The organism is Elusimicrobiota bacterium (assembly GCA_018816525.1).
In the GTDB taxonomy this organism is placed as follows: Bacteria; Elusimicrobiota; Endomicrobiia; order CG1-02-37-114; family XYA2-FULL-39-19; genus OXYB2-FULL-48-7.
Window position 1 is genome coordinate 1 of sequence record JAHIVV010000080.1, and the last position, 11,870, is coordinate 11,870.

Annotated in this window: 10 protein-coding genes; 8 read left to right on the forward strand and 2 right to left on the reverse strand. The window is 38.6% G+C overall.

The features are described from left to right. The 8 genes from KKH91_07930 to KKH91_07965 all read left to right on the forward strand — a co-directional run. Positions 1 to 723 (forward strand): class I SAM-dependent methyltransferase (locus tag KKH91_07930; GenBank protein MBU0952732.1); only part of this gene is annotated, 723 nt, incomplete at its 5' end. Further along, positions 720 to 1,793, forward strand: a complete 1,074-nt coding sequence (locus KKH91_07935; protein ID MBU0952733.1) for a glycosyltransferase family 4 protein — start codon at positions 720 to 722, stop codon at positions 1,791 to 1,793. The genes KKH91_07930 and KKH91_07935, both read left to right, overlap by 4 nt. Positions 1,794 to 1,795: 2 nt before the next feature. Next, the gene (gene asnB, locus KKH91_07940) at positions 1,796 to 4,783 is read left to right on the forward strand and encodes an asparagine synthase (glutamine-hydrolyzing) (GenBank protein MBU0952734.1); all 2,988 of its coding nucleotides are present in this window, start codon (positions 1,796 to 1,798) and stop codon (positions 4,781 to 4,783) included. Positions 4,784 to 4,785: 2 nt separating this feature from the next. Beyond that, positions 4,786 to 5,994, forward strand: coding sequence for a glycosyltransferase family 4 protein (locus tag KKH91_07945; GenBank protein ID MBU0952735.1), 1,209 nt, complete (start codon positions 4,786 to 4,788; stop codon positions 5,992 to 5,994). Beyond that, on the forward strand, positions 5,995 to 6,867 hold the full coding sequence (locus KKH91_07950; GenBank protein ID MBU0952736.1) for a methyltransferase domain-containing protein: 873 nt from the start codon (positions 5,995 to 5,997) through the stop codon (positions 6,865 to 6,867). Between the two features lie 9 nt (positions 6,868 to 6,876). Then, positions 6,877 to 7,896, forward strand: a complete 1,020-nt coding sequence (locus KKH91_07955) for an inorganic phosphate transporter (GenBank protein ID MBU0952737.1) — start codon at positions 6,877 to 6,879, stop codon at positions 7,894 to 7,896. Between the two features lie 13 nt (positions 7,897 to 7,909). Beyond that, positions 7,910 to 8,524, forward strand: a complete 615-nt coding sequence (locus tag KKH91_07960) for a DUF47 family protein (GenBank protein ID MBU0952738.1) — start codon at positions 7,910 to 7,912, stop codon at positions 8,522 to 8,524. 167 nt (positions 8,525 to 8,691) lie between these two features. After that, positions 8,692 to 8,889 carry a hypothetical protein gene (locus KKH91_07965; GenBank protein MBU0952739.1) on the forward strand — a complete coding sequence of 66 codons (198 nt, stop codon included), beginning with the start codon at positions 8,692 to 8,694 and terminating at the stop codon, positions 8,887 to 8,889. A gap of 13 nt (positions 8,890 to 8,902) precedes the next feature. Here KKH91_07965 and KKH91_07970 read toward each other — a convergent pair whose 3' ends face one another. Then, positions 8,903 to 11,074: a UvrD-helicase domain-containing protein gene (locus KKH91_07970; protein MBU0952740.1), complete on the reverse strand. Its 2,172-nt coding sequence runs from the start codon at positions 11,072 to 11,074 to the stop codon at positions 8,903 to 8,905. A gap of 9 nt (positions 11,075 to 11,083) precedes the next feature. Then, on the reverse strand, positions 11,084 to 11,870 hold a 787-nt coding region (locus KKH91_07975; GenBank protein ID MBU0952741.1), incomplete at its 5' end, for a methyltransferase domain-containing protein.

Consider the following 11,870-nt stretch of genomic DNA (forward strand, 5'->3'; position numbering starts at 1 on the left):
CCTCTGCCCGAGCAGGCATCGCTGACTGAGTGCTACCAAGAAGAATATTTCAAACCCTGGATTTCAAAACTTCAGGAACCGCGCCTTAAATTTTTTGTAAAACGCTGGGAAAAAATAGAAAAACCTGCGCTAGCAGCAAAGGGGAAAATACTTGATGTCGGCTGCGGGCCGGGTGAGTTCTTAAGTTTCGCAAAAAAAGACGGGTGGGAAACTTTCGGTACTGAAATATCCGCTTTTGCCGCGGCGCATGCAGCTAAAAAGTTCGGATTAAATGTTTTTACCGGGGATTTGCGGGAAGCGAAATTCCCTGACAATAATTTTGATGTCGTAACTATCTGGCATGTGCTGGAACATATGCCGGACCCCAGCGCTGTATTAAAGGAAATCAACCGGATTATTAAACCTTCGGGAGTATTGGTTATCGCGGTCCCGAATTTAAACAACTATATCTACATGCTGGCTTATACAGTGTTTAAGCTAAAAAAATTGAAGCTTTTTGTAATGGGAGAAAGAGAAATACATGTCAGTTTTTTTACTTCAAAAACTTTAAGAAACTTATTAGATAAAACCGGATTTAAAATAATAAAAGAAACGGTTGATAAGGGGCGTTCTTTCTGGGCCGAAAGAGTAATTGATTATGCCTCCGGAATAGTATTTAACCTTACCAGGAAGAATTATGGCATTGCTTTAGAATTTCATGCAATGAAAAAGGAGGAATCTTGAGGATTGGGATTGATTGCAGGGAACTCACAGGCAGACTTACGGGCATAAGCCGGATATTGATTAATTTGCTCCGCTACATTTCCGAAAATGACAGTCCTAATGAATTTGTCCTTTTTGGGAATCAAAAGACGAAATTTGACTATGATTTCCTTAAGAATGCGAAGTTCGATAAAAAAGTAATAAATAGCAATATAGCCTTCCTGTGGGACCAGTTCCAGCTCAAAAATGCCCTGGTTGAAAATAAAGTTGATTTGTTTTATTCTCCTTACTATAAAATGCCGGTGTTTACAAAAATACCTTCAATAATTTCTTTGCTGGATTTAACCTATTTTGTCGTAGAACCTTATAGTAACAAACTTTTTTATAATATGTATCTTAAATTTCTTATAAAAATGGTTTCCGGGAAAGCGAAAAAAGTAATCACCTGCTCAGAATACTCAAAAAGGGATATAGTCAATATTTTGGGAATCCCCGAACAGAAAATTGAAGTAATTTACCTGGGAATAAGCGAAAGGTTTCAACCGGCGGGCCAAAATGAGATTACATCATTAAAAAGCAGATATAACTTAGAAAAAAAATACATACTTTACACTGGCAATAAAAATGAGCATAAGAACCTTAATCGTTTGGTTTCAGCTTTTAATTTACTGCCGGATGATATGAAGAGCCGGTACCATCTTGTCCTGGCTGGAGTGGACCAGCATCATTACAAAGTTGACGGTGTTAAAGCTTTAGGGCATATAAACGATGACGACCTTCCTATTCTCTATAGCGGAGCTCACTTGCTGGTAATTCCTTCCTTATACGAAGGTTTTGGCCTGCCAGCATTAGAAGCCATGGCTTGCGGCTGCCCAGTGATAAGTTCTAATACTTCATCCATGCCTGAGATATTCGGTTCTGCGCCGCTTTATTTCAATCCGTTCAGCACGCTGGATATAAAAAACAGAATGGTGGAAGTATTAGACAATGAGGCATTAGCTTCGGAAATGAGGCAAAAAGGTTTTGAACGCGTGAAAATATTTACAATCGAAAACATGTCAAAAAAATTCATCAAGGTATTTGAAGGCTAACTATGTGCGGAATTTGCGGATTTACCAATTTAAGAGATAATGAACTGCTTCATAAAATGGCTGGCCTTCTGGAACACCGCGGGCCGGATGGCGAGGGTTTCTACACAAGCCAGGAAAATGAAGTCAGCCTGGCAATGCGCCGCCTGGCTATTATTGACCTCAATACAGGAGGTCAGCCTATCTTTAATGAAGATAAAACAGTGGTGGTTGTTTTTAACGGCGAAATATACAATTTCAAAGGCTTAAGGGATGAGCTTCGTTTAAAAGGCCATGTTTTTAAAACTCAAACTGACACAGAAGTAATAGTCCATGCCTATGAAGAATATGGCGAAGCTTGCGTGAAGCATTTCGCCGGCATGTTTGCGATAGCTCTTTGGGACGTGAAAAACAAAAAGCTTTTTATCGCGCGCGACCGGTTAGGAATAAAACCTCTTTTTTATTCGGTAAAAAACGGGAAACTGTATTTTTCTTCTGAAATTAATTCGTTATCAGCGGGCCCTGAAATTTCAAAAGGTATAAACCTGCGTTCTTTTGACAAATATCTTACTTTCCTTTATTGCCCCGCCCCAGAAACATTTTATGAAGATATTAAACAATTGCCCGCTGGTTGTACTATGGTATTTCAAAATAAACAGGTAAGTATTAACAAGTACTGGAAAATAGATTTTGAAAAAGCAGAACATAAAACCGAGAAACACTATATTGATCAAATAGACGAATTATTAAATACAATCATCAAAGAACACCTGATAAGCGACGTTCCGACAGGCATTTTTCTGTCCGGAGGCCGGGATTCAAGCACCATTACAGCAATCGCAGCAAAAAATTCAAATATTCCTATTAATACATTCAGCCTCGGTTTTCTGCCTCCTGATGATTCATTTAACGAGCTTGACAAATCGAAAGCAATAGCCCAATACCTTAAAACAAATCACACACAAACTATTATTAATTCTGAATCAGGATTATTGCTGGATACTGTAACAAAACATTTTGGGCAGCCCTTTGCAGATTCTTCTGCGTTAGTGACTTACCTGATATCAAAAATAAGCAGGGAAAAACTTACCGTAGCCCTTACGGGCATAGGCGGTGATGAACTGTTTTGCGGGTACCCAAGATACCAGGGCATGAAACTGGCCCAGTACCTGCCGAAAATTAATATACCCGTAGAACTTATAAGCTCAATAGCTGAATCCTATGCATCAAACAATTCTGCCGGCAGGGTAAAAAGGTTCTTGTATGGAATGAGATGTAATGAGCGGGACCGGTATCTTTCCTATACATCATATTTCAAGCAGGAAGAAAAAAATGAATTATATACCGATAAATTTGTAGATTACCTGGGCAGCGAAGATAGTTTTGCAGTACATAAAAAATATTATGATTCATGTTATTCGAATGATTTGGTTGACAAAATAATGCGTCTGGATATTAAAACTTACCTGGTTGATGACCTGCTCTTTATGGCTGATACCATGAGCATGGCTAATTCACTGGAGTTACGCGTGCCGATGTGCGATCACCGCTTGGTAGAATATATGGCTAAAATTCCCGCAAAATTAAGAATGAAGGGTTTTACACAGAAGTACCTGCTTAAAAAACTTATGCAAAGGTATATTCCGGAAACAATTATCAATCAGAAAAAACAGGGTTTTATGGCCCCTCTGGCCAGATGGCTGACAGATGCTCTTAGGACTCAGGTTGAAAGCTTTGTCAATAAAAAAGAGTTTAAGAATTACCTCAATTACGCTTATATAGAGAAAATTTGGAATGACCATAAAAACGGCAGAAAGAATTATTCCGACCAGCTATGGAGTTTTCTTGTTTTTGAAAAATGGCGTGACAGCCATAATATAAAAATGCCGGATTTATCAGTTAAAATAAAGCCAGTTAAAAAAATTAGTAATCCTTACGATTTTAAAAAGATATTATTGATTAACGTTGCCGGTATCGGAGATTTTATAGAATCAATCGGAGCCATAAAATCAATCAGGGAAGCATGTCCTGATTCAGTGATTTCTTTATTGGTTTCATCCAAAGTTTTTAATTATGCAAAGGATTGCCCTTATGTTGATAAAGTGTATGAATTACCCGTCAAACACAGCCGGGGGTTTTCAGTGGAAAATTGGAATGAAATAATAAGATTCCTAAAAAGTTTAGGCCGTTTGCGCAAAAACAGGTTTGATTTGGCAGTTAATTTTTCTGAGATTAGTTCCTGGTTTGGCGCATTAAGGATGGCTTTGCTTCTAAAATATGCAGGAATAACTCAGAGCCTGGGCCGTAATACTCAAAATAGAGGCCTGTTTTTTACGAGACGGATAAATGATTTCAGGGAATACAAATATAACCAATTCCATTATTTTAACCGTATTACTGAATTACTCAGTACGAATTTTAAGCAGGAAAAGCCCAGATTATGGCAAAGCAGTGAAGATGTAAAGAAAGTTGATGGTCTTCTCAAAGATTGGAATATTAAACTGGATAAGCCCATAATTTTAATAAATCCCGGGTCAGACCGGCTCACCAGGCGCTGGGAAACTGAAGGGTTTGCAAAAGCAGCCGACTATTTCGCTAAGAAATATTCTGCAAATATAATATTTTTGGGCAGCCTAACTGAAAAAGAAATAGCTGAAGCTATAATTAAAAAAATGAACACGCAGGCAATTCTTACGGCTGGGTTATTGAATATTGGCCAGCTTATAAATTTAGTATCTAGGGCGAATCTGCTTCTAACGACAAATAGCGCGGCAATGCATATTGCCGGGATAGAGGGAATACCCTTTGTCGCGGTTGCGGGTTCAGGCGACCCCTGGCGTGACGTTCCTTCCGGCAATGAAGATAAGATGAAATTATTGTGGAAAAAGATAAAGTGTAACCCATGTTACTACTGGGAATGCCCAAAAAAAGCTTATATGCATTGCATGAAAATAATAACACCGGAAGAAGTTATAAAGGAAGCAGAAAAGTTTATGGTAAACATGGGGTATTAGAATTGAAAAAAATGAATATACTTATGGTTTCAGATATTATTTTCGAAGATGAAAAGGCAGGTTCCGGGAGAGTGGTAACTGAAATTTCAAAAGGGCTTCAGAAAAAAGGCCACCAAGTTACCATTATTACCAGGGGCAGGCCCGGGTTGCCTGAAAAGGAAGAAAATGAAGGTAGAAATATTGTAAGGTATCCGTTTTTCAGCGGAAACCTCGTTAAAACTATTATTGCAGGTTTATTCCAAACAAGAAAGATGCTGGACAGCCTGATATATAGAGAATCTTTCGATATTGTAAATTATAATCATCCTCAATCATCCATGATCGTAAACCGTATAAAAAGTATTTCCGCAATCCCCAAAGTATATACTTTCTTTTCACCCTGGCATAAAGAATATGAGGTAAGAGCGAAGTCAAAGGGCAAAAATGGCATTTATAGTAAAACAAATTCCTTAATAAGAAAAAAAATAGAGAGAAGAATGATTAAAGCCTGCGAAAAAGTAATAGCGCTGAGCAATTACAGTATCGAGCAACTGAAAGAATATCACAATATTGGAAAGGCCGAAACGGTACTTATTCCAGGCGGTATAGATACGGAAAGATTTAAACCTGGGCAAGACAAGAAGCTGCAGCGGAAAATGCTGGGCCTGCCGGAAGATAAAAAAATATTATTTACAGTGCGTAATTTAGAGCCCAGAATGGGACTGGATAATTTAATAGAAGCGTTGAAAATTGTCACAAAAAAGCGTAATAACGTTCTTCTGATTATAGGAGGCGCAGGTTCCTTGGAAAAAAAGCTTAAACAAATGGCCTCTGAATTTTCGCTTGAACAAAACGTGAAGTTTATCGGATTAGTAAATGATGAACAACTTCCTTTATATTACCAGGCGGCAGACTATTTTATTCTTCCTACAGCCGAGCTTGAAGGTTTTGGCCTGGTTACACTTGAGGCGCTTTCCTGCGGTACACCGGTTCTTGCGACTGATGTCGGTGCTACCAGGGAGTTAATAACCGGCAGTGAGTATTTGTTTAAGTCTCCGCAACCCCGTGATCTGGCAATAAAAATTCTCGAGTACTTGGATATATCTGAAGAAAGAAGTAAACAAATCAGTAATGAGAGCAGAACCCATGTTTTAAATAATTATTCGTGGGATAAAGCGGCTGATAGTTATGAAAAAGTGCTGTATGAAGTAATCGGCAAACAGGAGAAATAGGTGGAATATACAAAGTGTAATATCTGCGATTCTGGTGAATCCGTTGTTCTAATTGACGGTGATTACAAATATGTTCGTTGCAAACAATGCGGGCTTGTTTATAAGAATCCGAGGGTTCCAGAAGAAGAATGGATAAGTTCCCTCAAAGAATCAGCCAGGGAAAATGCGGGAGAAATATTTCTGGAAGCGGAAAAAGAGCTTTTTGCCGATATTATTTCAAAAATTGACAAAAAGCGCGCCCCTGCGGCGGTGAATATTAAATTGCTTGACATAGGCTGTGGTTATGGAGCTTTTCTTGCCTTAGCCCGCCTGCGGAAAGGGTGGGATGTGGCGGGAACCGAGATGGGTATTCAGGCCGCTAATTTTGTGCGTAATGTTTATGGAGTTAACGTTTACCAGAAAAATATACAGGATATGAATATTCGTGACAAGGAGTATGATATAGTTACATTATTTGGCGTGCTTGATTTTTTTTACGACCCTGTAAACGAACTTGTTGAAATTAAAAGGATAATAAAGGCAGATGGTTTGCTGGTAATGAGGTTAAATAACGGTTTGTGGCATCTCAATCTGACCAGGTTTGCCTGGCCGCTGGTTTTTCTAAAACTCTTTCCAGCTGTCCTTCATTTGTATGTTTTTACGCCAAAATCAGTAAAAAAGATGTTAGAGAAAGCTGGTTTTGAAAGTATTGAAATATATAATTCAAAATTCACTAAAGGGGATATTTACGGTACTGGTGGCCCCCTTGGAAGGCCATTTGTTTCAACAGCAAAAGAATTGATGTATTTGCTGTCTCAATTTATATATTATATTTCTCTAAAAAATATTGTCATTGCGCCAACGATGGTCGTTATCGCAAGAAGAAGGGTATAATTGAATAGCATGACAATTATTGGTATAGCTGTAATAGTCTTTGTTTTGATATTTGTATTTACAAATGGATTCAACAATTCAGCGGATATTGTTGCTACGGTTATTTCTACCCGGGCTCTTTCTCCAAGAAAAGCAATAGCTCTGGCGGCTGTATGTGAATTCCTGGGGGCATGTTTTTTAGGTGTGAACGTCGCAAAAACAATAACTAAAGGCATCTTTGACCCGCAAATAATATTTGTTGATGCTAAAAGCGGTATAATTATCCTGCTTGCGGCTTTAATTGGTTCTATATTCTGGAATATTTATTGTACTTACTCAGGGTTCCCTATTTCCGCCTCACATTCATTATTGGGCGGGCTTTTAGGCAGCGTGATATTCAGCCATGGAATAGGGTTCATTCATTGGAACAATGTTTTAATAATATTGCTGGTGATGCTGCTTACTCCGGCTGTTGGTTTTATTTTCGGTTATTTTTTTACCAAAATTACGTATTTACTTGTCAGGAATACTACGCCAAAAATAAATAAGTTATTCAGGTTCTTGCAGATTGCCGGGTCCATGCTGTTAGCATTCTCACATGGTTCAAACGATACACAAAAGTCAATGGGAATGCTGACTCTGCTCTTGCTAGCCCTGGGTTTTCGCAGTGTATCTGTTTCCGGCGCTGCGCCGCCTGTATGGGTAGTAGTTCTTTGCGCATCCTTTATGGCTTTTGGCATTTTTGCCGGGGGAGCAAGTGTTATAAAAACAGTTGGTATAGGCATATACCGCATAAAACAGATACATGGTTTTACGGCCCAGTCTTCAAGTAGTGTTGTGCTATATATTTCCACAATACTCGGCTATCCTGTTTCTTCAACTCATATAGTTTCAACCTCGATAATGGGCGCCGGAAGCGCAGACAGGATAAAAGCCGTGAAGTGGGAAAAAATATTTGAAATAATTGTAGTTTGGTTTGTAACCATGCCGGTTGCGGCTCTTGTTTCCGGTTTGTCGTTTTATTTGTTAAGTAAAATACTAACATTTTAATGAGGAGTATAGCATGCTAAAAGGATTTTTTTGGTACAAAAAAAGGTTTGATTTTATTGCAATGCTAGTTACCCAATCCCAAAAGGCTCAAGAAGGCATGATGCTTTTAAATGATTTTGTGCAATACCCTACAAAGGAGAATGGGCAAAAAGTTTACCAGATTGAAGAAGAAGCTGATGAATTGCGCAGGATATTGATTGATGAGCTTAACAAATCTTTCGTTACACCTATTGACCGTGAGGATATTTTCTCATTATCCCGCGCTATAGACGACATACTGGATTATACAAAATCAACAGTTGAAGAAATGATGCTTTTTGAAATAAAGCCGGATGCTCATCTTAAAGAAATTGCAGGAATACTTTTAGAAGCCAGTAAGGAGATAAATAAAGCGATAAGTTCCATAAAATCTTACCCGTCGGTCTGTACCGAACATATAATAAGAGTAAAAAAGCTGGAAAATACCGTAGAACACAGGTATAGGGAAGCCCTCGTTGAGTTGTTTAAAACCAATGATGTGATTTTGATTCTTAAAACGAGGGAAGTTTACAGGCATTTATCAAACGCTGCGGACCGCGGCGACGAAGCCGCCAACATTATCGGTGATATCCTGGTAAAAAATAATTGAGGTTAATAAAATGGCAGGTTTAAAGCAGGAAGTAAAATCAATAGCTAATTTTAGTTTTGGCGGTACCTCCTTGCGGGGCTAAAGAGACATTTATATCAACGATTTTTAATTTTTTGACCAGGTTAATTATATCTTTAAGTTTTGTTTTTATTGTAGTAGTGTTCCCTATGGATAAAGCGCAGATTATTTCATTTGTTTGGGGTTTATCGGTACTTTCAGTGCTAAGTTATTATATTTCACGCAAGAACAACAAAAGCCCGAAAATGGAAGTATTGAAGCATATTGCAGTTGCTGTCGTAGTAATAATCGGCAGTAAATACGTAGGTGTGCTTATCCATAAATATCTCGAACACGCTCTGGTATGAAAAAATGTGAGTTTTAACAAGAATGGAGGTTGGCGTATTTCACCAGGAGTTTCTTCATATTGCCGTTTTCAAACAGCACAGTAACCTTCAAATTTTCTTCTTCTCCGCTTATAGTCACAATCCTTCCCTGGCCAAATTCAGCATGTTTCACTCTCTGGCCCCTGCGGTAAATACCCGATGATTTTGGATTTGCAGAAACTTTTGAAACATAAAACGGTTTTGCTGCTTGTGCCTGCTTTGGTTTTGTCATAATCATTGACTCCGTCGATAGTTGCGCTTCCTGTATAAATCTTGAGGGCGCGTTAAACCTTATCTGCCCGTACAATCTCCTCGATTCCGCATAAGTGAGAAAAAGATTGTTTTTTGCACGGGTCATGCCTACGTAACACAGCCGCCTCTCTTCGTCAAGGTTATCTTCCATAATTGAAGAAGAGATAGGAAACAACCCTTCTTCAAGGCCGGTTACGAACACTGTATCAAATTCAAGCCCTTTGGCTAAATGAAGGGTCATTATGGTTACGTTATCAGAATTTACTGTTTTTGCCTTATCCCAGGTATCAACCTCAGACATAAGCGCTATATTGCCCAGAAATTCTTCGATACTTTTTTTATCGTTTTGCTCATTGTATTCCTGGATAGCGGACAAAAATTCCATAAGGTTATTAATTCTTTCTTTTGACTGGGCAGTATCTTCAAGCTCTAAAGTATCTAGGTAGCCTGTTTCCTTGAGTATTGCCTGGGTGAGCTCCGGGCCGGACAATTCAACTAACTGTTGTTTAAAATGCTCCATTAAAGTAACAAAGTCGCCTATTATTTTCTTTGTTCTGCCTGAAATATCAAGCTCGTTTGCGTGCGCCAGGCTTTCCCAAAGGGATAAATTATTTGCAGACGCATATTCCTCAAATGTTTTAATAGTTGTATCGCCTATGCTTCTATGGGGCACATTAATGATTCTTTTTAGGCTGAGGTTATCATTCGGATTGATAATGACCCTCAAATAGGAAATAATGTCCTTTATTTCTTTTCTGTCATAAAATTTTAAAGTACCTACAATGTTGTAAGTGATTTTTTCCTGCCTGAACGCGTCTTCAAATACGCGGCTCTGGGCATTGGTCCTGTAAAATACCGCAAAGCTTTTATACGGGATATCATGTATAGCGTGCTGGTTTTTTATATGTTTTGCAATAAATTTGGCTTCTTCAAGCTCATCGCTGAAGTTTAACAGCCGGACATTCTCTTCGGTCGCTTTCTGGGTCCATAAACGTTTTTCTTTCCGGGCTGAATTGTTTTTTATGACGTTCCACGAAGAATCCAGGATATTTTTTGTTGACCTGTAATTCTGCTCAAGTTTTATTATTTTTACTTCAGGGTAATCTTTTTCAAAATCAAGGATGTTCCTTACATTCGCTCCGCGCCAGGAATAAATAGCCTGGTCGTCATCTCCTACAACGCACAGGTTCCTGTGTTTTGAAACCAGGTTTTTTACAAGCATATATTGGGCGCGGTTGGTATCCTGGTATTCATCAACCAGAACATATTTAAATTTTGCCATATATTTTTCTTTTATATGGGGGAAATTTATAAACGCTTCCATAAGTTTAAGTAGTAAATCACCGAAGTCGAGGGCGTTGCAACTGTCGAGTTTCTTTTGATAGAGCAAGTAGACAGTCGATATAATATAACGCATCTTGTCATTGTCTGTTATTGTATAGATCCCGTATGAACCGGCATCTATAAGGTCGTCTTTTGCCCGGGCTATTGCATCCTGTATAGCTCCCAGCTTGTATTTTTTGTCGTCAATATTGAGCTCTTTCATGCATTGCCTGATAATATTTTTCTGGTCGGAATCATCATAAATTACATAGTTGCGGTCTAATTTGATGTGTTGGGCTTCAATCCTGAGCACTTTTGCGGCAAAGGAGTGAAAAGTCGATATCCAGACCTGGCTGCCTTTTTCCTGGGAAAGCAGGGCAACCCTTCTTTTCATTTCTTCAGCGGCTTTATTTGTGAAGGTTATCGCCAAAATATTATAAGGAGATACGCCCTGTTCAAGAAGATTGGCTATACGGTAAGTTATAACACGGGTTTTTCCGGTTCCTGCACCTGCCAAAACAAGGAGAGGCCCTTCTGTACAAAGGACAGCTTCTTTTTGCGGTTCATTTAAATCATTTGATAGATTTTCCATAAACTTAAATTATTTGTGTATTAGCTTTACTATGACTTCCAGATGTGGTGTATGCGGGAACATATCCAACGGTTGAACTGACACTATTTTATAATATTGGAGGAAGCTTTGCAAATCATTGATTATAGAATCCAGCTTGCAGGAGACATAAATTATATTCGCCGGATTCAATTCTATGATAGACTGTATGGACTTTTTGGCGAGCCCGGCCCTGGGAGGGTCGATTACAACAGTCGAAAGCTTTACTTTGAATTTTGATATTTCGAATTTCTTTAAATAGTTTTCAACTCTCTCGCAGACGAACTCGCAGTTGCTGATGTTATTGAGTTTTGCATTTACCACAGCGTTATCGATGGCTTTAGAATTGAGCTCAATCCCTATTATTTTTTCAAAAACTTCTGAAATATATAGTGCTATGCCTCCGGATCCGCAGAAAAGGTCAAATGCAGTGGTGCCTTTTTGGGCTTGGGCAAATTCATTGATAGTATCGTAGAGTTTTTCGCACAAATAGCTGTTAGTCTGAAAGAATGTGTAAGGGAAAATTTTGTAGTTTATTTTGCCTATTTTTTCTTCTATGAATGCATTGCCGTAAATAAGTTCGTTTTTTTCGGCCAGGGCAACACCTGACTTGCTGTCATTTAAGCCCACTGTCATGCAAGCCAGGTTAATTCCTGAATCTGTCAGTCTTTTTACAAGCTGAAGCGCTTTTTTCTTGAAATCATATTCAAAAACATAAGGCGTTATTGATACTATCAGGTTCACCATCAATTGGCCGCTGCTTTTGGCCTCGCGAAGC